Consider the following 21,017-nt stretch of genomic DNA (forward strand, 5'->3'; position numbering starts at 1 on the left):
CCGGGACACGCGGTGGACCCGTCGCGCCGCCACGGCGGCGGACGGCGATCTGATCGGGGTGAACGCCCTGGAACTCGCGGATCCGACTCACCGCGCATCGTAGGGCAAGCGCTTTCCGCCCCGCAACATCGATGACCATTGCTGGCTGCCGCTCCGGCCCGTCTTGCCTCCACCATCGATGGCTGATCAACTCGTAGGGGTGAGCAGCCCGCACATGGACCCCGCCGAGTTCCGTCGCGCCGGCCACGCGGTCGTCGACTGGATCGCCGACTACTGGACGACGCTGGCGCAACGACCTGTCACCTCCGCCGACCCGCCGGGCACTGTGGCCGCCGCCCTCCCCGCCGCGCCGCCCACCGCCGGCGGCGAACCGGTCGAGGCGCTCCTCGCCGACCTGGACTCGATCGTCCTGCCCGGGCTGACCCACTGGCAGCACCCGGGCTTCTTCGGCTACTTCCCCGCCAACGCGTCCGGTCCGAGCGTGCTCGGTGACCTGGTCAGCTCCGGGCTCGGCGTCCAGGGCATGCTCTGGGCGACCAGCCCCGCCTGCACCGAGTTGGAGACGGTGTTGATGGACTGGCTGGCCCAGCTGATGGACCTGCCGCACCGGTTCCGCTCCACCGGCACCGGCGGTGGGGTCATCCAGGACTCGGCGTCGTCGGCGACCCTGGTGGCCACCCTGGTCGCGCTGCACCGGGCCAGCGGAGGCCGGTGGCGCGACACCGGCATCGACAGGCGCTACCGCGCGTACACCTCCGTGCACGGGCACTCCTCCATCGAGAAGGCCGCCCGGATCGCCGGGCTGGGCACCGACGGCATCCGGTCGATCGACGTCGACCCGAAAAGCCAGGCCCTGCTGCCGGCCGCGCTCCGCGCGGCGATCGAGGCCGACCTGGCCGCCGGGGACGTACCCGCCATCGTGGTGGCAACAATCGGCACCACCTCCACCACCGCGATCGACCCGCTGCCGGAGATCGGTGCCATCTGCGCCGAGTACGGCATCTGGCTGCACGTGGACGCCGCGTACGCGGGCGCCGCCGCCGTCTGCCCCGAGCTGCGGTGGTCGCACGCCGGCCTGGAGTACGCCGATTCCTACTGTTTCGACCCGCACAAGTGGCTGCTCACCGGCTTCGACTGCGACGCGTTCTGGGTGGCCGACCGTGCCGAACTGATCGACGCGCTGACCGTACTGCCGGAGTTTCTGCGCAACGCGGCCTCCGAGTCCGGCGCGGTGATCGACTACCGGGACTGGCAGGTGCCGCTGGGCCGACGGTTCCGCGCCCTGAAGCTGTGGTTCGTGGTGCGCTGGTACGGCGCCGAGGGACTGCGGGCGCACATCCGCTCCGGCGTGGCGCTGGCCGACCGGTTCGCCCAGCGGGTCCGCGCCGACGACCGGTTCGAGGTGACGGCGGCGCACCCCTTCTCGCTCGTCTGCTTCCGACTGCGCGCCGACGACGACGCCAACGCGGCACTGCTGGCAGCGGTCAACGCCACCGGCCGGGTACACCTGACGCACACCCGCGTCGCCGGCCGTTACACGCTACGGCTGGCGGTCGGCTCGCCACAGACCACCGAAGCACACGTCGACGAGGCCTGGACACTGCTCGCCGAGAGGGCCGACAACCCGCGTTCTCCCTAACCGCCGCAGCCCCGTCGGCCAGCGATCCGGCGACCCGGCCGGTGCCGGTGCCCGTCCCCGTGTGCCCGCGCCCGTGCCCGTGCCCCATGATCGACTCGGTTTCATGAAAACCGGGCTGTCCGCGCGACCAGAACACCGCGACTTCCAGAAACCCGAGTTGATCAACGCCCACACCCACCGGCTCACACCCCGCCACCCCACCAACCCCGCCCACTCAGCCACCGAGCCATCCGGCGACCCGGCCACTTGGCACTTGGCACTTGGCACTTGGCACTTGGCACTTGGGCCGATGATCGACTCGGTTTCACGGAAGCTGGGCTGTCCATGTGGGAGCAATATCCTCGATCTTGCGCGATCTTGACGACGAACACCATCGCCGGAAGACCGAGGGCGGGATGTGGGGCGCACGCGGCGGGATGTGGGGCGCTCGCGGCGCCATGGTCACGCTCGAACCAGGATGTAGTGGCCACGACGCGCCGGGGAGGCCACTACATCTGGATCGTGCACGATCTTGGTGACCCGGCCCTGGCAGTCGCGGCGCTAACCGGGTCCCACGGCGCTCCGGCCCGTGCGCCACACCCCCGGCGCGGCACCCACCGTCGCTCATGGAGTTGTGATGCCTCATCGTCGGGGCAAGGCCGGACCGCGGAGCAAAGCCTCACCACCGGGGCAAGACCTCGCCACCGGGGCAAGACCTCGCCACCGGGGCAAGACCTCGCCACCGGGGCAAGACCTCGCCACCGGGGCAAGACCTCACCACCGGGGCAAGACCTCACTGCCGCGGCAAGACCTCCGGCGCAAAGCCTCACCGCCGGAGCAAAGCCCGAAGCGGAACGGCGGTCAGCGTGTCGTGGGCGTAGCTGTGGCGGCCAGATCGGCCGCTGCCTCATCGGTGGTAGCAACCTCGGGCAGCGCGGCGGGGACGGTCGCGGCGGAGGGAGCGCTCGCGGCTTCGGCGCGGGCCCGTCGGGTGCGGCGGAGTGCCCGGACGGCCAGCACCAGGGCGGCCAACCAGCCGGCGGCCAGCAGGGCGTACGTGACCGGGCGGACCGGGCCGTCGAGTTCGGCGGAGCGGATCAGCGTGCGGGCGTTGGTCAGCACGATCACGCCGCCGACCGCCGCACCGAGCAGTTGGGCGGGCACGATGCGCACCAGCCAGGCGGCCAGCGGGGCGGCGATGAGCCCGCCGATCAGCAGCGCGGCGACGGTGGGGAGCAGGAACCCTTCGGACCCCAGCCCGATCAGGAAGCCGACACTCGCCGCACCGGCCACGACGAACTCGGCGGTGTCCACCGAGCCGATCACCTTGCGGGGCTCCATGCGGCCGGAGACCAGCAGCGCGGGCGTGGCCACCGGCCCCCATCCGCCGCCGCCGGTGGCGTCGACGAAGCCGGCGACCAGACCCAGGGGGCCGAGGAAACGTCCGCGTAGCCGCCCGCCGACCCGATCGGTGCGCAGCGGTCGGGCGAAGCGGACCAGCAGGTACGCGCCGAGGGTGAAGAGGATGCCGGCCATCCATGGCGCGGCCGCCTCGGTGGAGATCGAGCTGAGCAGGGTGGCACCGGCGAATGCACCGATGGCGCCGGGTAGGGCGATGCGGGTCACCACCCGCCAGTCGACGTTGCCGAAGCGCCAGTGCGCGACCCCTGCGGCGAGGGTGGTGCCGATCTCGGCCAGGTGCACCGAGGCCGAGGCGGCGGCCGGGGCGACCCCGGCGACCAGCAGCAGAGTGGACGAGGTCAGCCCGTACGCCATGCCGAGCGAGCCATCGATCAGCTGCGCGACGAGCCCGACCAGAGCGAGTACCAGCAGCTTGCGCACGAGCGCCCCCTGACTTTGCGGTATCTCCTATCGACTTAGTCGACAATGCGGCACGGAGCGGCCGGGGTCAAGCCTCTGATCGGTGGATGGGACGCCCACCGTGCGACGCACCGCGGTCGATGCCGACACGACCGGCGAGAGCCGACGCGACGCGACGCAACACGGTAAGGCACGGCACGACGCGACACGGCACGGCACGGCACGACGCCACGCCACGCGACACGGCACGACGCCACACGACACGGCACGACGCCACGCGGCACGACGCCACGCGGCACGACATCACGCAGCACGACGCCACGCGGCACGACATCACGCAGCACGACGCCACGCGGCACGACACGACGCCACGCGACGCAACACGGCAAGGCGCGGCGCGGCACGACACGACCGGTGAGAGGCGGGTGACGCGGGGCCCGGGACCGGGCCGGCGCTCAGATCCAGGCGCGCGGGTCGGCGACCAGTTCGGTGATACGCGGGGGCAGGGTGCCCGCGGCCACGTCGGCGACGCTTACCAGTTCCAGGATCTCCCGTTCGCTCGCCCGCAGCGCGATCCAGACCTCCTGGAGCGCGCGGGCCGGGCCGTGGTAGCCGAGTTGCTCGGGGCGTTGCCCGCGGACGTGGGCCAGCGGCCCGTCGATGACCCGGATCACCTCGGCGAGCGTGATCTCCTCGGCGGGGCGGGCCAGCCAGTAGCCACCCTCCGGGCCGCGCTGGGCGTGCACGATGCCGCCCCGGCGCAGTTGCAGCAGGATGCTCTCCAGGAACTTCGGCGGGATTTCCTGGGCACGGGCGATCTGGTCGGCCGTGACGGGCCGGCCGCGCCCAGGACCACTGGCCGTCGCGGCGAGCTCGGCGGCCGCGCGGAGGGCGTAGTCGACCCGGGCGGAGAGGCGCATGCCGGCAAGGTTAGCCCCCGGTCAACCGGCCGGGCGGGCGACCCTCGGCCGATCGGTCACGCATCGATGGAATTCGCGTCATTCGCGCCCGTTCCGGCTGTCGTCGAGGACCAGTCAAAGCACGCCATGATCCACCGTAAGGTGGGGGCCGAAATGCCGGTATGGAGCGTCCTTATGCTGGGCGGGGGTACGACCGCCAGACCGTCGCGGCGGTGCCGGTCAGCAGATTGACAAACATCGGGGGAAGGCAACACGATGACCGATATCGCGACACGCACCTGGGATGGCATGACCATCCCGGTGGCCGGCACCTATCTTCTCGATCAGGCGCACAAGCGGATCGGTTTCCTGTCCCGGCACATGATGGTGAGCCCGGTGCGGGGCGAGTTCGCCGAGGCCACGGCGCAGATCTTCGTGGCGGAGGACCCGCTGCTCTCCTCGGTGACGGCGACCATCGCGTCGGCCAGCATCACCACCGGCAGCGGCGACCGGGACACGCATCTGAAGAGTGCCGACTTCCTCGACGTGGAGCGCTATCCCACGCTCGAATATCGAAGCACCGGTATCAGGTGGCAGGGCAACGAGGACCCCATCTTCCAATGGGCCCGGCTGCGCAGCCATCGGCTCGGTGGACGTGGTCGGAGTCCGATTGTGCCGCCGCAGTCCGACGCCACACCGGGGCGATTCGTGCTGACCGGTGAGTTGACAGTGAAAGGAATCACCAGGGCTGTCGACCTGGAGGTGAATTTCGGCGGCGCCCGTCGTGATCCGTACGGGCAGAACATCTTCGGGTTCAGCGCGACGGCCGAGATCAACCGCGAGGATTACGGCCTGCTCTGGAATGTGATGCTGGAGAGCGGCGGGGTCCTGGTCGGCAAGACGGTCCAGATCGAGATCGCGGGCGAGGCGATCCACCAGGCCTGACCGAGGCCATCCCCGCCAGGTCCTGGCGGGGGACGTGTCGACAGCGTCAGGCGCCGACTCGGCGCAGGAGGCCCTCCTGGACGGCGCTGGCGATCTGCTGGCCGTCGGTGGTGAACATCCGGCCGGTGGCGAGGCCACGCGCGCCGGACGCCGACGGGCTCAGGCAGTCGTAGAGGAACCACTCGTCGGCGCGGAACGGCCGGTGGAACCACAGCGCGTGGTCCAGGCTCGCGCCGACCAGCCCGCCCGGCCCCCACACCTCGCCGTGCACGGAGAGCACCGAGTCCAGCAGGGTGAGGTCCGAGGCGTACGTCAGCGCGCAGGCGTGCAGTAGCGGATCGTCGGGCAGTTTGCCGTCGATGCGCATCCAGACGCGCTGGTGCGGGTCGGCCGGCCGGTCGCCGGGACGGACCCAGCCGGGCTCGCCGACATAGCGCACGTCGATCGGTCGCGGGATCTGACCCCACATGCCGAGGCGTTCCGGGTAGCGGGAGAGCCTGTCGCTCATCGTCGGGACGTCCTGCGGCGGCGGCACGTCCAGCGGAGCCGGGGCCTGGTGGTCCAGACCCTCCTCGGCCCGCTGGAACGACGCCGACATGAAGAAGATCGGCTTGTCGTGCTGGAGCGCTACCGCGCGGCGGACCGAGAAGGACCGGCCGTCGCGGATGTTCTCCACCTGGAAGGCGATCGGCTCGACCGGGTCGCCGGGGCGGACGAAGTAACCGTGCAGCGAGTGCACGAACCGCTCCGGGTCGACGGTGCGGCCGGCGGCGACAAGCGCCTGACCGGCGACCTGGCCGCCGTACACCCGTTGTGGGCCGACCGGGGGGCTCATCCCCCGGAAGGCCATCTCCCCGGTCGGGTCGAGGTCCAGCACTTCCAGCAGCTGGTCGACAGCCGCCTGGCCGACCGCGACCCGACCGTCGCTCACTGCAGCGCCCGTGCCGACGCCGCGTCGACAAGCGACCCGAGCTGGTGTACGCGCAGCGTGTTGGTCGAGCCGGGGGTGCCGGGCGGGCTGCCCGCCACGATCACCACGTAGTCGCCGGGGTTGGCCCGGTCGAGGCCGAGCAGCGCCTGGTCGACCTGGCGGAACATGTCGTCGGTGTGCTGCACGAACGGCATCAGGAAGGTCTCCACGCCCCAGGTGAGGGCGAGCTGGTCGCGCACCTCGGGGACCGGCGTGAAGGCCAGCAGCGGCAGGTCGCAGTGCAGGCGGGACAACCGCCGGACGGTGTCACCGGTCTGCGAGAAGGCGACCAGGGCCTTGGCGTTGATGGCCCGGGCGATCGACGAGGCGGCGACGGTGAGCGCGCCACCGTGGGTGCGCGGGTCGTGCTGCAACCGCGGCACGCCGATCGAACCGGCCTCGGTGGTCGTCACGATCTTGGCCATGGTGCTGACCGTCAGCACCGGGTACTTGCCGACGCTGGTCTCGCCGGAGAGCATCACCGCGTCCGCGCCGTCGAGCACCGCGTTGGCGACGTCGGAGGCCTCCGCCCGGGTGGGGCGGGAATTTTCGATCATGGAGTCGAGCATCTGGGTGGCCACGATGACCGGCTTGGCGTTTTCCCGGCAGAGCTGCACGGCGCGCTTCTGCACCAGGGGGACCTGGTCCAGTGGCATCTCGACACCGAGGTCACCGCGGGCGACCATGACGCCGTCGAAGGCCAGCACGATGGCCTCCAGGTGCTCCACCGCCTCCGGCTTCTCGACCTTGGCCAGCACCGGGCGGAACACGCCCTCCTCGGCCATGATGTTGTGGACGAGCTTGATGTCCTCGGCCGAGCGGACGAAGGACAGCGCGACCAGGTCGACGCCGAGACCCAGCGAGAAGCGCAGGTCCTCGGCGTCCTTCTCGGACATGGCGGGCACGCTGACCGCCACGTTGGGCAGCGAGACGCCCTTGTTGTTGGAGACCGGGCCGCCCTCGGTGACCAGGCAGCGGATGTCGTTGCCGGTGACGTCGGTGACCTCGACCGCGACACGACCGTCGTCGATCAGCAGGCGATCACCGGGCTTCACCTCGTGTGGCAGCTTCTGGTAGGTGCAGGAGACCCGCTCCTTGGTGCCCAGGATGTCGTCCCCGGTGATCACGACCGAGTCACCGGTGCGCCACTCGTGCGGGCCGTCGGCGAACTTACCGAGCCGGATCTTGGGGCCCTGTAGGTCGGCGAGGACCGCCACCGGCTTACCCGCCGCCTCGGACGCCTCCCGGACGAGTCGATAGACCGACTCGTGGTCGGCGTGGCTGCCGTGGCTGAAGTTGAGCCTCGCCACGTTCATGCCGGCCTCGACGAGACCCCGGATGCGCTCCGGGGACGAGGTGGCGGGACCAAGGGTGCAGACGATCTTCGCGCGGCGTGTCACGCCCATCAGGCTAGTCTCTCCTTCAGGTCGGACTCGGGGCCGACCCATTGCAGGCAGCGGAACATGTGTCGAACGACGCGCGGCGCGCGTCGGGCCGGCGGGCGGAACCGCACCGGAAACGTTGTGGCGACGGGCAACGGCGACCGCGCGCCGGGAATCGTACGCCTCCGTCGGTGTGCGCTGTCGGGGTGCTCCCGAGGAACGCTCACCGTGGGTGCACCGACGGCGGCAGGGTGGGCACGGCGGTCAGCAGGTCACGGGGATCGTAGCGACGCTTGGCCCGGCGCAGTCGCGCCCAGTTCGCGCCGTAGGCGAGCCGAACCCGGTCGGTCTCCTCCGGGGCGAGCAGGTTGGGGTAACCGCCGGGCAGGGCGTGCCCGGCGAGCGCGGTCGAGGTGCGCTCGGCCCACTCCCGGTGCGGCCCGGCCTGCTCGCCGGGCGCCCAGACCGCGATGATCTCGGTCAGCAGGTGGTCGCGGCGCAGGCCGAAGGCCGTGTCGGCGAGCCGGACCCGGGTGGCCGCACCGTGGAAGTGGTGCACGGCCAGCGCCGAGAACGGCGAGCTGACCTGCCGGGCCGCGTCGACGAGCGCGTCCGCCACACCGTCGGTGAGCGCGGGCAGCCAGCGGGTACGCAGCAGGTAGTGGTTGCCGTCGACCATCCCGCCGTCGAACATCCGCAGCGCGTCCGCGTACGGCATCGGGGCGATCTGGTCGACGAGCGGGGTGCCCAGCGCGCGCAGCCGGGCCATCCACGGCAGCCCGGCGGCCAGGTCCGGCCCGCTGTAGAACGGGCAGACGAAGACCGTCGGCTCACCGGCCGGGCCGGGCAGGAAGCCGGTCATCACGGTCAGCTCGTCCGGGGCCTCGGCGATGAGCGTGCCGTAGCCGCGCAGCACGGCGGGCGCCTCGGCCAACGGGAACATGATCATGCCGGCCAGCACGCCGGGCAGCCGGTGCGCGCGCAGGCGCAGTTCGGTGACGACGCCGAGGTTGCCCCCGCCGCCGCGCAGCGCCCAGTACAGCTCGGCGTCGTGGTGGGGGTCGGCGGTGACCCGACGGCCGTCGGCGAGGACCACCTCCGCACCCAGCAGGTTGTCCAGGCTCAGACCGAACCTGCCGCACAGCGGGCCGTACCCGCCGGCGAGGGTGAGCCCGGCCACGCCCACGTCGCGGACCACGCCGGTGGGCACCACCAGGTCGTACGGGCGGGTGGCGGCGAGCAGCTCGGCCGTCGTGGCACCACCGCCGACGCTCACCGTGCACGCGTCCGGGTCGACCCGGACGGCACGCAGCGCGGTCAGGTCGAGCACCAGGCCGCCGTCGCGCAGCGCCCGGCCGGCCCAGTCGTGCCCGCCGGAGCGGACCGACAGGGGCAGGTGGCACCGGGCGGCGATGCGCACCGCGCCGGCCACCTCGTCGGCGTCCCGGCAGCTGGCGACCAGGATGGGCGCGCGGTCCACGGCACCGTTCCAGAGCCTTGTGGTGGTGTCGAAAGCGGGATCGCCCGGCTCGTGCAGCCGGTCACCGAGCAGGGCCCGCAGGCGGGCGGTGGCCGTCGCGACATCGGGGGTGGCAGCGGAGATCATGGCGACTCCTCGACCGGGCCGGCCCCACGCTTCCGGGTGCGCCCCGGCGGCGGCCCGCACTGGGCGCGACCGTAGCACCGGCACGCCGCCGAGCACCGTCGCCAACACGACAGCGCCTCGACTGACCGACAGCTCAGCTCTCGGTCTTGACCAGTGGGAACTCCAGGGACCCGGCCGGGCAGAGGAAGGTCAGCACGTCCACCCGGTAGAGCCCGGCCTGCACCGCCGGGTCGGCCTCCAGCACGCTGCGGACGTCGTCGACGCTGCCGGTGCGGGCCAGCCCGAAGCCGATCGGCGGCTCCGGCTCGCGGGCCGGCCCGTCGATCGAGCCGGCGACCAGGATGATTCCGCCGCGCTGCAACGCCTGCATGTGCTCGGCGTGCTCCGACTGCAACCGCTGCACGGTCTCGGCGGGCAGGGCCCGACCGGCCGCGCCGGGATAGATCACGATGCACTCGTACGTGTCGAGCGCGAAGTTGACCTGCGGCACTCCCATGGGTGCTCCCCTCCGCCGTCGCGCCGGACGGCACCGGCCCCGCCAGCGTCGCACGGACACCCCGGTCGTACCGGGCGCTTCCCGGCAATCCGCTCGACCGCACACGGCGGGTCCACCCGGACAGTCGGCCGACGTGCGGCATGCCCGTCGACTTCCGGGGGATGATCTACCCATGGCGACAAACATCAGTGAGCAGCCCGCGAAGGCGTCCGGCACGTACCGGATCGGCGGGGATGTGACAGTCAACCGGCTCGGCTACGGGGCGATGCAGATCACCGGCCCCGGCGTCTGGGGTGATCCGAAGGACCCGGCGGAGGCGGTCCGGGTGCTGCGCCGGGCCGTGGAGCTGGGCGTGACGTTCATCGACACCGCCGACTCGTACGGGCCGTTCGTCTCGGAGCTGCTGATCCGCGAAGCCCTGCACCCGTACGCCGACGACCTGGTCATCGCGACCAAGGCCGGGCTGACCCGCTCCGGCCCGGGCGACTGGCGTGCGGTGGGCCGCCCGGAGTATCTGCGCCAGCAGTGTGAGCTGAGCCTGCGCCACCTCGGCCTGGACACGATTCCGCTCTATCAGTTGCACCGGATCGACTCGAAGGTGCCGCTCGCCGACCAGTTGGGCGAGCTGGCGCTGTTGCGGCAGGAGGGCAAGATCCGGCACATCGGGCTGTCCGAGGTGAGCGTCGCGCAGATCGAGGAGTCGCGTGCGATCACCACGATCGCCTCCGTTCAGAACCTGTACAACCTCGCCAACCGCGGCGCCGAGGACGTGCTGGAGTACTGCGAGCGCAACGACCTCGCGTTCATCCCGTGGTTCCCGATCGCCACCGGCGAGCTGGCCCGCCCGGGCGGGCCGTTGGACGCGATCTCCACCGCGCACGGCGCGTCGCCCGCGCAGCTCGCGCTGGCCTGGCTGCTGCGCCGCTCGCCGGTGATGCTGCCGATCCCCGGTACGTCCTCGGTGGCGCACCTGGAGGAGAACGTGGGCGCGGCCGACGTGCGGCTGACCGACGACGAGTTCGAGTCGCTGGCCAAGGCGAGCTGACCCGCTGGTGCGGACGCCGCCGGTCTCAGTCGGCGGCGTCCGGGCCGGGCTCCCGGGCGGCCCGCAGCGCCTCGGTCGCCTGGGCCAGCAGACGAGCCGAATCGGTACGGCCGCTCACCTGCAACTCCACCTCGGTGTCCCCGGCCTGGATCCGGATGCTGGCCTCGGTGCGCTGCTGGTCGACCCAGGACTGCAACAGGTTGAACAACCCGGGCAGCAGCCCCTGGGCCAGCACCGCGATGATCACCGCGTCGCTGAAGCCCGCCCGTCCCCCGCCGCCGGCCGGACGGACCACCGGTCGGTACTGGGGGTCGCGGTGGATCCAGTCGAGCAGGGCGACCGGTGGCGGCTGCCGGTGCCGCGGACTGATGGTCAGCCGGACGGGCTGTCGCGCGGCGGTGTCACTGTCGGTCACTGTTGCTCCGGTCAGTTGGCGGCGGGACGGAACTCGACGGTGTCCCCGTCGGCGGTGGCGACACCCGACACGGTGATCGTGTCCTCGTCGGTGAACGGCGAGGCGGTGCCGAAGTACGTGGTGGTGCCGCTGACCTGCACCCTTCCCCGGGTCTCGGACGGGGTGGTGACCTGCGCGCTGGCCGGGCCGGTCAGTTCGACGGCGATCTTCGGGTATTCCAGGATCTTCCAGGTGACCTTCTGCGCGGAGCCGCCGTAGTAGCGGAACGGGCAACCCGGCGGCGCGACGACCGTCTGCTTGGCGCACTCGTCCAACCAGGCGCGTACGCGGGCCTCGACGGCCTCGCCGGCCGCCGGCTTGAGCACCGGGGCCAGTTGCAGCGTGGCGGTGCTCTGCCCCGGGCCGACCGCCACGATCTCGCTCGGCGTCTCACTGAGCGCGCTGGACGGGCCGGTCGCCGTGTACTCACCGGGCAGCAGCACCAGTGCGGGACCCTCGGCGGCGCCCGGGAGCGCCACCTCGTTGAGCTGCACGCCGGGGCCGGCGATCGGGGTGTCGAGCGGGGTCAGCCCGCCGCTCACCCGCCAGCCGTGGAAGAGCCCGGCGGTGGTCTCCTCCTCGCGGTGCAGGGTGAGGGTGGCGGTCTCCCGCGCGTCACCCAGCCGGTACGCCACAGTGGCGGTGGCGCTGTCGCCGTCCCGTTCCAGTTTGGTGATCTCGACGTCGGTCGGTGGTCGGTAGCCCTTGCCGCGCAGCAGCTGGGCGAGCAGCTTGCGGTCGGTGACACCGCTCTGGTCGCCCAGGAAGTCGAGCGCGGCGTCGCTGTCGCGGTCGGCGAGTGCGGAGAAGTATCCGTCGACGGTCGCCTGCGGTCGGAAGAACGCCCACTGCACCACGCCGAGCCCGCCGGTGCCGAAGCAGGCCGCGAGCACGAGGGCGCCGACCAGCAGCCAGGTACGGCGGGTGCCGACCGGGCCGGAGTGGCCGAACAGCCGCTCGGCGGTGACCGGTTCGTCCGCTCCGGCGGGCGCACCAGCTCCGGCGGGCACGCCGGCCACCGACGCCCGCTCCAACGCGTCGAGCCGCAGCTCGTGCGGCGGGTGGGTGGCGCAGACCGCCTCGTCCCAGCCGCTGCGGCCGGTCTCGAAGGACAGCCGCCGCTCCAGGACGCGGCGCATCCCGTCGACGTGCCCGGTGAGCACGGCGCCGAGGTCGGCCCGGTACTCGGCCGCCCGCACGTCGCGGGCGTGCAGCGGCAGCACCACGTAGCGCATGGTGAGCAGCACCGGCCAGAAGAACAGGAAGACCACGAAGTTGGTGCCCGGGTGCGGGAACGTCCGCATCAGCCAGGTCGGCAGGGCGTGCGCGAGGGTCAACGGCAGGCCCACACCCCGCACGAAGGCGCTGGTGATCTCGTCTCCGGTGCGCCAGTGCACCAGCTCGTGGCTGAGCAGCGCGGCGACCTCGTCGTCCGGCTCGGTCAGCACGGCGGTGGTGACCACCACGTGCCTTGCGTACGTGCGGGCGTTGCTCAGGACGGGGTCGTCCTCCATCAGCAGCCGGGGCACGCTGGACAGGCCGAGCCGCCGCGCGCAGTCGTCCAGCACCGGGCGCAGCCGCGCGGACTCCCGGCGGCTGGGCTGGCGGGCGCCGGAGACCACCAGCAGGCGCGGTTCCAGCAGCACCCGGTAGAGGGTGTAGAGCACCCCGATCAGCGCCGCCGCGGCGACCGTGCCAACGAGACCGGTGGCCACCGTGAACACCCCGTTGTCGGCACCCAGCCAGGGCACCACCAGCACGGCGAGGAAGCCGATCAGGAAGCCGGCGACGAAGCCGGCCACGCCGCCGAGCACCCCGCCGGAGCGGGTCAGGAACGCGTCCAGCAGGGAGCCGATCAGCGGGGCGTCGCGCAGCACCTGGGGCACCTGGTCGTCGGCGCCCATCCCGCCGGCGAAGAGCCCGGTGACGGCGAAGGCGAGACCGCCCCAGAACGCCAGGAGCAGCGCGATCGGCAGGTAGAACCAGGTGGCGACGAACGCGCCGAGCACGCCCCGCCAGTCCCGCAGGATCCCGGCGCGCAGCCAGACCAACGCACTCGGATAGCCGGGTGGCCGGTCGGCGAACCCGCCGGTGGACGGTGCGGGGGCGGCGGTCGGTGGCTCGGCCGCCCGGACGTCGAGCTGCGGCACTGTCGGCGGGGTGCCCTCCGACGGCACGGCGTGCGGCTCGGTCATGCGCGCTGCTCCTCTGGGACGTCACCTCTGTCGGGAATGGACAGCCGCAGCAGGTTATCGAGCGCGTCCGATGGCGCACACCCCCTTTCCCCGCAACGTCGTCCACCCGACATTTTCTGTCGGGCGTCAGTGCGGATGGGCCGCCCGGGACCGCCCGCGCGGCCCGGTGCGTACCCCCGGGCGGTGACCGCGAATGGCATGCTGTGGCCGTGGCCGCCGACGAACCTCCCGAGCGCCAGTTGCGGGTGATGCCGTGGTGGCTGGTGCTCGTCGGCCTGGTGGTCGCCGCCGCGTTGGGCTGGCTGGTGCTGGGCCTGCTGCTCGCCGAGGCCGACCGGGCCGGCCAGCCGGACACCCGCGCCACACTGCGCATCGACGCGATCCGCACCGGCCTGACCGTGGTCGCCGGCACCGGCGGAGGGCTGGCCCTGCTGCTGGCCGCCCGCCGTCAGTGGATCACCGAGCGCGCCCAGCGACACCAGGAGAGCGTCGCCGCCCGCGACCAGGCGCACCGCGACCGGGTGCAGGCGCATGCCGAGGCGGTGGCCGAGGCCGCACAGCGCCACCAGGACCGGCAGTCCGGAGCCGCCGAGCACGACGCGGCGGAGCGCCGGCTGACCGAGCTGTACACCCGGGCGGTCGAGCTGCTCGGCAACGACAGCGCGGCGGTACGCCTCGGCGGCCTGCACGCGCTGGAGCGCCTCGGTCAGGACAATCCGCGGCAGCGCGCGACGATCGCGGCGGTGCTCTGCGCGTACCTGCGGATGCCGGCGCCGGACGGCGAGCCGCGCGAGACGGAGGTCCGGCGCACCGCGCAGCGCGTGCTCACCCGGCACCTGCGCGCGGACGACGCGACCCACTGGCCGGAGCTGACGCTCGACCTGACCGGTGCGGCGCTCGTCGACTTCGACGTCACGGGCTGCACGCTGGTCGACGCGACCTTCACGGGGGCGGCGTTCACCGGCACGACCTCCTTCGCGGGTGCCACGACACGGGGGCGGCTCCTGCTCGGGGCGGCCACCTTCGGCGACGTGAGCTTCGAGGGTCTCGCGGCCGACGGTGGGGTCCTGCTGGACGGCGTGCGTGTCGGCGGTCTGGCCAGCTTCGACGGGGCCACGTTCGCCGGTGAGCTGTCCTGCCGACGAGCCAGCCTCGCCGGCCCGACCTCGTTTCGCCGAGCGACCTTCGGCCAACCGACCAGCTTCGACGCGACCCGCTTCGAGGACGCCACCTCGTTCCGGGAGGCCGTCTTCGACGCCGCCCTGTCGATGGAGCACACCGAGTTCGGTGGCTCGGCCAACTTCCACTCCGTCCGGTTCCGGCACATGGCGCTGTTCCGCTGGACGATGTTCGGCGCGGAGGCGTTGTTCGACAGGGCCCGCTTCACCGACGCGGCGAACTTCGGCCGGGCGCGGTTCCACAGCATGGCCAGCTTCCGCGACGCGCAGTTCAGCCGGCCACCGCAGATCGATCAGGCCCGGGCGATGGTCAATCTCGGTCACCGCTGGCCGGCGGGCGCTGTGGTGGAACGACTCGACGACGAGTGGCTGCTGCTCGTCGACCGCTGACGCGGGTCAGCGGGTGGGAGCGCGCAGGCCGTCCAGGGCCACGCCGAGCACCCGGTCGCGCTGCTCCGGTGACGGGAACTGGGCCATGGTGAGCCCGCTGATCAGGCGTATCACGTCGTCGAAGCTGACGTCGGCACGGACCGCGCCGGCAGCCTGGGCGCGGCGCATCAGCGGCTCGCCGGCGGCGTAGATCTCCGTCCGGCAACTGGTGAAGATCTCCGAGTCGTGCAGCAGTTGCTCGGCGAGCGCCCGCTTGGTGGCGACGTACGCGACGAACCGGTGCAGCCAGGCGACGAGCGCGTCCCACGGGGGCAGCTCGGCCAGGTCCTCGGCGGAGCGGCTCAGCGCCCGGACCTCCTCGACGTAGACGGCCTCGAAGAGGTGCCGTCGGCTGGGGAAGTTGCGGTAGAGCGTGCCGATGCCCACCCCGGCCCGACGGGCCACGTCCTCCAGGGAGGCGGCGGCGCCGTTCTCGGCGAACGCCTCGCGCGCCGCCACGATCAGGGCGTCGTAGTTGCGCCGCGCATCGGCCCGCTTGGGGCGCTGGGCGAAGACCTCGGACGCCTGCCCCGCACTGGTCATGACGTGCGTCACCTCACCCTGGTTGCATCCGGAGGCAACCCTCCGATAGCTTAGTGGAGGCACCCCTCCGGAATCCCGGAGGCCTGCCTCCGGTTAGCTTACCTCGGTACCCGCCCGATCGCCGCCTGGCCACCCGATCGCCCGGACCCGACAGCCCTGCCCGTCGCAGACGACGGGCTCAGTACGTCATCAGGGGAGTCCTCTCTCGTGGCAGTAACCTCCCGACGCAGCTCGCGCCGGCTCACCTTCACCGTGCTCGCGGCCGGTGCCGGGTTCTTCGCGATGCTCCAGTCGCTGATCACCCCCGTGCTACCGACCATCCAGCAGGACCTGCACACCTCCCAGAACACAGTGACCTGGGTCCTGACCGCCTACCTGCTCTCCGCGTCGATCTTCACGCCGATCCTCGGCCGGGTCGGCGACATGGTGGGCAAGGAACGGATGCTCGTCGTCTCGCTCGCCGCGCTCGCGCTCGGCTGTCTACTGGCCGCCATCGCGCCGAACATCGGCGTCCTCATCCTCGCCCGGGTCGTACAGGGCATCGGCGGGGCGGTCTTCCCGCTGTCGTTCGGCATCATCCGCGACGAGTTCCCGGCCGCGCGGGTCTCCACCGCGGTGGCCGCCATCTCGGCGATCGTCGCCGTCGGCGGTGGCCTTGGCATCGTGCTGGCCGGCCCGATCGTCACCACGCTGGACTACCGCTGGCTGTTCTGGATCCCGATGGTCGTGGTCGGGCTGACCGCCGTGGCCGCCCACCTGTTCGTGCCCGAGTCGCCGGTCCGCACCCCCGGGCGCATCGACTGGCGTGCCACAGTGCTGCTCTCCGGCTGGCTGGTGGCGCTGCTGCTGCCGATCAGCCAGGGCGCGGCCTGGGGCTGGACCTCCACCCGGGTGCTCGCTCTGCTGGCGCTCGCCGTGGTGCTGCTGGTCGGCTGGCTGGTCGCCGAACTGCGCTCCAGCAACCCGCTCATCGACATGCGGATGATGCGCCTGCCCGGCGTCTGGACCACCAACCTGGTCGCCCTGCTCTACGGCGCGTCGATGTTCTCCGTGTACGCGTTCCTCCCGCAGTTCCTACAGACGCCGACCGCCGCCGGTTACGGCTTCGGGGCGAGCATCAGCCAGGCCGGTCTGCTCATGCTCCCGATGGTCAGCGCGATGTTCGTCGCCGGCATCATCGCCGGGCGACTCCAGGCCGTCTTCAGCGCCAAGGCGCAGCTCGCCACCGGCGCCGCGTTCAACGTGGCCGCCTCCGCGATGCTCGCCGCCGCGCACGACACCCGCTGGGAGGTCGGCATCGCCGGCGGTCTGGTCGGCCTCGGCATCGGCCTGGCCTTCGCGTCGATGGCCAACCTGATCGTCGCCAGCGTGCCGGCCAGCCAGACCGGCGTGGCGACCGGCATGAACGCCAACATCCGCACCATCGGAGGCGCGATCGGCGCCGCCGTGGTCAGCGGCGTGATCACCGCCCACCCGCAGGCCAACGGCCTACCCCGGGAGGCCGGCTTCACGAGCGGGTTTCTCGTCCTCACGGCGATCGCCCTGGCCGCCGCGCTCGCGGCCCTCGCCGTCCCGTCCGCCCGGCGGAAGGCGACCGGTCGCCGGCCGTCCACCGCGACGATCGTCGAGTCGGAGCTAGCCGGCGAGTTCGCCACAATGCCGGCGACCCGCTGAGGGAACGTGGCGCAGCCCGGGCGGTTCACTGCCCGGGCTGCGCCATGGTGCGGAGTACGCTGACCGCTCCCCCACCGACCGTCGTCTTTCAGGATGCGCCCATGTCCGAGTTGCTGACCGCCGACCGCATCGAAGAGCTCGGCTCGCTGGGGCCCGAGAGCCCGGACCCGGCCGCGCTTGTCGCCGAGCTGGTGGGCGCCGTCGACGAGGGCCGCGTCGCCGACCCGGACGACACCGGGTACGCCCTGCTGGTCGCCGCGGACATCCTGGAGCAGGCGGGCGACCGGGCCGACGCCCTCGCACTGGCCACCCGCGCCATCGCCGAACAGCCCGACGAGGACGCGTACCCCCGAGCGGTGCGCGGCGGTCTGCTGCTGCGCCTCGGCCGTACCGACGAGGGCTTGGCCGAGCTGACCGAGCTGCGCCCCCTGCTGGAGACCCACCCCGACGCCACGTACCTGGTCGACGAGCTGGCCGAATCCGGCCACACCGACCTGGCGCTGGAATGGCTCACCGCGGCGCTGGACGCGATCCTGGAACGCACCCGCACCCAGCAGCACGCGTCCGACGACGCCCAGGACGAGGCCGCCGCCATGATCTACGGCCTGGCCCAGCAGCGACACGACCTGCGCGAAGTGCAGGGCCTACCGCACGACGAGTACGACAACCTCGCCGACCGGCTGCGCGCCGCGAGCGACCACGCGCTCGACGCCCTCGACGACGGCCCGGCGACGCTGCTGTTCTGGCCGCAGGCGGAGTACACCGCGCTGCTGCTGCGCTGGCCCGCGCTCGTCGACAGCTACCCCGCCACCTGGGACGACCACCGCGCCCAGATCGAACGCGCCCTCGTCGAGGCGTCCGGGCTGGGCGGCGCCGACCTGGGCGTGGTCGTCGGCTCCGTCGCCGGGCTGGCGGCCTTCGCCGAACGCGAGGGCAGCGACCCCACCGACGAGGAGACCCAGGACGAGTACGCAGACTCCCTCACCGGGCCCGACCTGCGGGCCTGGCCGCCCGGCCGCAACGACGCCTGCTGGTGCGGATCGGGTACGAAGTACAAGAAGTGCTGCCTGCCGCGCTCGCGCGGCTGACCTGCCCCGCTGGCGGACGCTCGTTCAGGACGCTTCGCGGATGCGCAGGTCGGCCAGCCACACCTCGGCGAGGTCGCTGAGCGCGACGCCGAGGACCTCACTGAGGCAGACCACAGTGCCGAACGCGGGTGCCGGGAGCCGACCCACCTCGATCTTGCGGAGGGTCTCCGGCGAGATGCCGGCCGCCAGTGCCACCTCGACGAGGGGGCGGGCACCTCGCGCGACCCGAAGCGCCGCACCGAGACGTTGACCTGCGGCGATCTGCGCGGGCGTGAGCGGTGGGCGAACCATGTGAGCAGGATAGATCCGCCTCGGCGGGGCAGCAACGCCATCCGGGCGGGCGCGCCGAGGCGTGGTATAAATATACCGCTACGGACAGGGAGGGTTGGTCGTGATCGAGCTTAAGTCCCCCGAGGAAATCCAACGGATGGCCGTGACCGGCCAGTTCGTCGGCGAGTTACTGGAGGAGCTGCGGGGGGTCGCCGCCGTCGGGGTCAACCTGATGGACATCGAGCACCACGCCCGCCGTCGGATCAAGGAGCGTGGCGCCGAGTCGTGCTACTGGGACTACGCGCCGTCGTTCGGCCGCGGCCCGTTCCGCAACGTCCTGTGCCTCTCGGTCAACGACGCCGTGCTGCACGGCCTGCCGCACGACTACGTCCTGCGCGACGGTGACCTGCTGAGCATCGACATGGCGGTCGGGATCGACGGCTGGGTCGCCGACTCCGCGCTGTCCGTCATCGTCGGCACCCCCGCCCCGGAGGACCTGAAGCTGATCGAGGCCACCGAGGTCGCGTTGGCCGCCGCGATCGACGCCGCGCAGCCGGGCAACCAACTCGGCGACGTCTCCGCCGCCATCGGCGAGGTCGCCCACCGCTACGGCTACCAGGTCAACAACGAGTTCGGCGGGCACGGCATCGGCCGCACCATGCACGAGGCCCCGCACGTCGCCAACAGTGGCCGGTCCGGCCGAGGCATGAAGCTCAAGCCCGGCCTGACGATCGCGATCGAGCCGTGGTTCTGCCGCAGCACCGACAAGATCAAGTTTGACAAGGACGGGTGGACGATCCGGTCCGCGGACGGCTCACGCACCGCCCACTCCGAGCACACCGTCGCGATCACCGAGGCCGGCCCCCAGGTGCTGACCACCCGCCCCGGTCAGGGCACCCGGCCGACCGACCGCAGCGGACGGTCCACCGCGACGTCCTGACCGGCCTCGGCGGCGTACGCAGCTCGACAGCTACACCGGCGGACCCCAGACCGTGCAGGGGCGAGCCTGGGCAGAAAGCGGCGGGCTTGTCCACCTTGTCCAGACAGTTGAACCACCAACCCCCTTACTCTTCGGGCAAGCGGGCAGGAGACTCGCGGCCACAACGAGCGCAAGCGCGTAGTCAGTTTCCCAGCGCTCGGACCTTGGCGATCGTCTCCTGCACGTGCTGCTTGGCTGGGTCGCCACCCTGGGACGCCTGTGCGAGCGCCTGGCGGTACGCGTCGATCATGCCGACCAGCGGGCCCGCAGCCACGCCTTCCAGCGCACCGGCGACGAGTGCCCGCGCCTCGGCCGCGTCCTGTGCTGCCGCTGCGGTCTTCGCCTTCGCCTCGTCCAGCTTCTGCGACGCCGCCGCCAACCTCGCGATGATCTGTGCTGCGCTCACGCGCGCCCTCCCCGTGGTCGGCCATCGCCTCCACCACCGCACCGGCGGAGACCACCTGGGAGCGTACGAGATCCGCGCACCCAGCGCGACCGCCTGATCGCGCATCAGTTACCCCACAGCGGTAGATCTTGGAAGGATTCGGCCCCTCCAGGGGCACCTTCCTTCCAAGATCTCGTGGCGTCGACGGATGGTTCGTCCACGAACACCCCGAGCCGGTGTACGCCGGGACAGGCCGCCGGACGGCCGGGCGGCGCGCTACGGCGACGGCGGGCCGCTCTGTGCCCGGGTGATCAGGTCGTGCAACGGCTTGGTGCCGCTGCCGACCATCACACCGGTGACGACGGCATCGACCCAGACCGCCACCCCGTTCCAGTCGGCACCGGCGACCGCGTGCAGAACGTAGAACCCGCCGGCGCTGGACGCCACGGTGGCCATTCCGCTGGCGAGGCCCCACGCGACGATGGTGCGGTTCGCCTTCGCCCGCGCGACCTTGGCGGTGGCCACGGCGAGCGTCTCGCGGTCAGCCTCGGTGGGGCCGTCGACCCGACTGTTCACGTCGGTCACCGTTCGGGACAACGCGGCCTCGGCGGCACGTCCCGGCAGCCACCGCGAGAACGGTTCCAGGATCCGCTCGACCGCTGCGGCGAAGACCAGCAGGGTGAGGAAGACGCCCGTGGTGTCCTCGGGCTGGATCTTCGCCGCGGAGGCGCCGCTACGCCAGATCATCCAGCCGGCGACAGCGCCGGCGGCGATCAGCCCGAACCCCGCAACCACCGCTCCCGGCCCGGCCTGCTGCGACGCGGCGACGACCGACAGCCCTGACTCCTGGTCGGAGCGAGGCGTCGCCGCATCGGCGTTGACCGGCGGCGGAACGGCATTCCCGCCCCCTGCCGGCATCGGCTCAACCTGGATGGACGTGTGTCCCTGCAATTCCCTGACCAACCTTTCGACCTGCCGCTCGCGAGACGTCGAGGCGTGACGTTCCAGAGCCTCTGCCTCCCCAACGGCACAGCGCACCG

Annotated in this window: 19 protein-coding genes; 7 read left to right on the forward strand and 12 right to left on the reverse strand. The window is 72.1% G+C overall.

The features are described 5' to 3' along the window. Positions 1 to 199: 199 nt before the first annotated feature. Positions 200 to 1,639: a pyridoxal-dependent decarboxylase gene (locus AB0A95_RS14730; RefSeq protein WP_357556251.1), complete on the forward strand. Its 1,440-nt coding sequence runs from the start codon at positions 200 to 202 to the stop codon at positions 1,637 to 1,639. Between the two features lie 840 nt (positions 1,640 to 2,479). Here the strand turns inward: AB0A95_RS14730 and AB0A95_RS14735 are convergent. Together AB0A95_RS14735 and AB0A95_RS14740 are read right to left on the reverse strand one after the other, a co-directional pair. Next, positions 2,480 to 3,460, reverse strand: a complete 981-nt coding sequence (locus tag AB0A95_RS14735) for a sulfite exporter TauE/SafE family protein (RefSeq protein WP_357556252.1) — start codon at positions 3,458 to 3,460, stop codon at positions 2,480 to 2,482. 434 nt (positions 3,461 to 3,894) lie between these two features. After that, positions 3,895 to 4,359 (reverse strand): Rrf2 family transcriptional regulator, encoded by a 465-nt coding sequence (locus tag AB0A95_RS14740; RefSeq protein WP_357556253.1) that lies wholly within the window; start codon positions 4,357 to 4,359, stop codon positions 3,895 to 3,897. Positions 4,360 to 4,614: 255 nt separating this feature from the next. On the opposite strand from AB0A95_RS14740, the gene AB0A95_RS14745 reads away from it, so the two are divergent. Beyond that, positions 4,615 to 5,283, forward strand: coding sequence for a YceI family protein (locus tag AB0A95_RS14745; RefSeq protein WP_357556254.1), 669 nt, complete (start codon positions 4,615 to 4,617; stop codon positions 5,281 to 5,283). A gap of 46 nt (positions 5,284 to 5,329) precedes the next feature. Here AB0A95_RS14745 and AB0A95_RS14750 read toward each other — a convergent pair whose 3' ends face one another. The 4 genes from AB0A95_RS14750 to AB0A95_RS14765 all read right to left on the reverse strand — a co-directional run bounded on the left by AB0A95_RS14750 (position 5,330) and on the right by AB0A95_RS14765 (position 9,737). Further along, positions 5,330 to 6,214: an acyl-CoA thioesterase II gene (locus AB0A95_RS14750; RefSeq protein WP_357556255.1), complete on the reverse strand. Its 885-nt coding sequence runs from the start codon at positions 6,212 to 6,214 to the stop codon at positions 5,330 to 5,332. Further along, positions 6,211 to 7,659 carry a pyruvate kinase gene (pyk, locus tag AB0A95_RS14755; RefSeq protein WP_357556256.1) on the reverse strand — a complete coding sequence of 483 codons (1,449 nt, stop codon included), beginning with the start codon at positions 7,657 to 7,659 and terminating at the stop codon, positions 6,211 to 6,213. The genes AB0A95_RS14750 and pyk overlap by 4 nt, the downstream gene beginning before the upstream one ends. A gap of 199 nt (positions 7,660 to 7,858) precedes the next feature. Continuing rightward, a complete protein-coding gene (locus tag AB0A95_RS14760) occupies positions 7,859 to 9,241 on the reverse strand; it encodes an FAD-binding oxidoreductase (protein ID WP_357556257.1) in 1,383 nt (460 codons plus the stop codon). A gap of 133 nt (positions 9,242 to 9,374) precedes the next feature. Continuing rightward, positions 9,375 to 9,737, reverse strand: coding sequence for a YciI family protein (locus tag AB0A95_RS14765; protein ID WP_357556258.1), 363 nt, complete (start codon positions 9,735 to 9,737; stop codon positions 9,375 to 9,377). Positions 9,738 to 9,909: 172 nt separating this feature from the next. On the opposite strand from AB0A95_RS14765, the gene AB0A95_RS14770 reads away from it, so the two are divergent. Next, positions 9,910 to 10,782 (forward strand): aldo/keto reductase, encoded by an 873-nt coding sequence (locus AB0A95_RS14770; protein ID WP_357556259.1) that lies wholly within the window; start codon positions 9,910 to 9,912, stop codon positions 10,780 to 10,782. A gap of 25 nt (positions 10,783 to 10,807) precedes the next feature. On the opposite strand, the gene AB0A95_RS14775 is transcribed toward AB0A95_RS14770, so the two are convergent. Both AB0A95_RS14775 and AB0A95_RS14780 read right to left on the reverse strand, forming a co-directional pair. Next, positions 10,808 to 11,197 carry a hypothetical protein gene (locus AB0A95_RS14775; RefSeq protein WP_357556260.1) on the reverse strand — a complete coding sequence of 130 codons (390 nt, stop codon included), beginning with the start codon at positions 11,195 to 11,197 and terminating at the stop codon, positions 10,808 to 10,810. An 11-nt stretch (positions 11,198 to 11,208) separates the two neighbouring features. Next, the gene (locus AB0A95_RS14780; protein WP_357556261.1) at positions 11,209 to 13,431 is read right to left on the reverse strand and encodes a M48 family metalloprotease; all 2,223 of its coding nucleotides are present in this window, start codon (positions 13,429 to 13,431) and stop codon (positions 11,209 to 11,211) included. 209 nt (positions 13,432 to 13,640) lie between these two features. Here AB0A95_RS14780 and AB0A95_RS14785 point away from each other — a divergent pair, with 209 nt between their 5' ends. Beyond that, complete coding sequence (locus tag AB0A95_RS14785; RefSeq protein ID WP_357556262.1) at positions 13,641 to 14,999, forward strand: pentapeptide repeat-containing protein; 1,359 nt, start codon at positions 13,641 to 13,643, stop codon at positions 14,997 to 14,999. A gap of 6 nt (positions 15,000 to 15,005) precedes the next feature. On the opposite strand, the gene AB0A95_RS14790 is transcribed toward AB0A95_RS14785, so the two are convergent. Beyond that, on the reverse strand, positions 15,006 to 15,581 hold the full coding sequence (locus tag AB0A95_RS14790; protein WP_357556263.1) for a helix-turn-helix domain-containing protein: 576 nt from the start codon (positions 15,579 to 15,581) through the stop codon (positions 15,006 to 15,008). A gap of 207 nt (positions 15,582 to 15,788) precedes the next feature. On the opposite strand from AB0A95_RS14790, the gene AB0A95_RS14795 reads away from it, so the two are divergent. Continuing rightward, entirely contained in the window at positions 15,789 to 17,255 is a 1,467-nt protein-coding gene (locus AB0A95_RS14795; protein ID WP_357556264.1) for an MFS transporter, read from the forward strand. Between the two features lie 101 nt (positions 17,256 to 17,356). Further along, positions 17,357 to 18,343: an SEC-C domain-containing protein gene (locus tag AB0A95_RS14800; RefSeq protein ID WP_357556265.1), complete on the forward strand. Its 987-nt coding sequence runs from the start codon at positions 17,357 to 17,359 to the stop codon at positions 18,341 to 18,343. A 24-nt stretch (positions 18,344 to 18,367) separates the two neighbouring features. Here the strand turns inward: AB0A95_RS14800 and AB0A95_RS14805 are convergent, their stop codons facing one another. Beyond that, complete coding sequence (locus AB0A95_RS14805; protein WP_357556266.1) at positions 18,368 to 18,634, reverse strand: helix-turn-helix transcriptional regulator; 267 nt, start codon at positions 18,632 to 18,634, stop codon at positions 18,368 to 18,370. Between the two features lie 100 nt (positions 18,635 to 18,734). On the opposite strand from AB0A95_RS14805, the gene map reads away from it, so the two are divergent. Continuing rightward, entirely contained in the window at positions 18,735 to 19,553 is an 819-nt protein-coding gene (map, locus tag AB0A95_RS14810; RefSeq protein ID WP_357556267.1) for a type I methionyl aminopeptidase, read from the forward strand. Between the two features lie 181 nt (positions 19,554 to 19,734). On the opposite strand, the gene AB0A95_RS14815 is transcribed toward map, so the two are convergent. Further along, a complete protein-coding gene (locus AB0A95_RS14815) occupies positions 19,735 to 19,998 on the reverse strand; it encodes a DUF6244 family protein (RefSeq protein ID WP_088949318.1) in 264 nt (87 codons plus the stop codon). A gap of 255 nt (positions 19,999 to 20,253) precedes the next feature. Then, entirely contained in the window at positions 20,254 to 20,895 is a 642-nt protein-coding gene (locus AB0A95_RS14820; RefSeq protein WP_357556268.1) for a hypothetical protein, read from the reverse strand. Positions 20,896 to 21,017 lie beyond the last annotated feature (122 nt).

The organism is Micromonospora sp. NPDC049230, from assembly GCF_040647875.1.
GTDB lineage: Bacteria > Actinomycetota > Actinomycetes > Mycobacteriales > Micromonosporaceae > Micromonospora.

Coding starts and splice junctions, on each gene's coding strand:
- AB0A95_RS14740 (WP_357556253.1), bottom strand. CDS start 4,359: ATGCGCCTCTCCGCCCGGGTCGACTACGCCCTCCGCGCGGCCGCCGAG.
- AB0A95_RS14745 (WP_357556254.1), top strand. CDS start 4,615: ATGACCGATATCGCGACACGCACCTGGGATGGCATGACCATCCCGGTG.
- pyk (WP_357556256.1), bottom strand. CDS start 7,659: ATGGGCGTGACACGCCGCGCGAAGATCGTCTGCACCCTTGGTCCCGCC.
- AB0A95_RS14760 (WP_357556257.1), bottom strand. CDS start 9,241: ATGATCTCCGCTGCCACCCCCGATGTCGCGACGGCCACCGCCCGCCTG.
- AB0A95_RS14765 (WP_357556258.1), bottom strand. CDS start 9,737: ATGGGAGTGCCGCAGGTCAACTTCGCGCTCGACACGTACGAGTGCATC.
- AB0A95_RS14770 (WP_357556259.1), top strand. CDS start 9,910: ATGGCGACAAACATCAGTGAGCAGCCCGCGAAGGCGTCCGGCACGTAC.
- AB0A95_RS14780 (WP_357556261.1), bottom strand. CDS start 13,431: ATGACCGAGCCGCACGCCGTGCCGTCGGAGGGCACCCCGCCGACAGTG.
- AB0A95_RS14790 (WP_357556263.1), bottom strand. CDS start 15,581: ATGACCAGTGCGGGGCAGGCGTCCGAGGTCTTCGCCCAGCGCCCCAAG.
- AB0A95_RS14800 (WP_357556265.1), top strand. CDS start 17,357: ATGTCCGAGTTGCTGACCGCCGACCGCATCGAAGAGCTCGGCTCGCTG.
- AB0A95_RS14805 (WP_357556266.1), bottom strand. CDS start 18,634: ATGGTTCGCCCACCGCTCACGCCCGCGCAGATCGCCGCAGGTCAACGT.
- AB0A95_RS14820 (WP_357556268.1), bottom strand. CDS start 20,895: ATGCCGGCAGGGGGCGGGAATGCCGTTCCGCCGCCGGTCAACGCCGAT.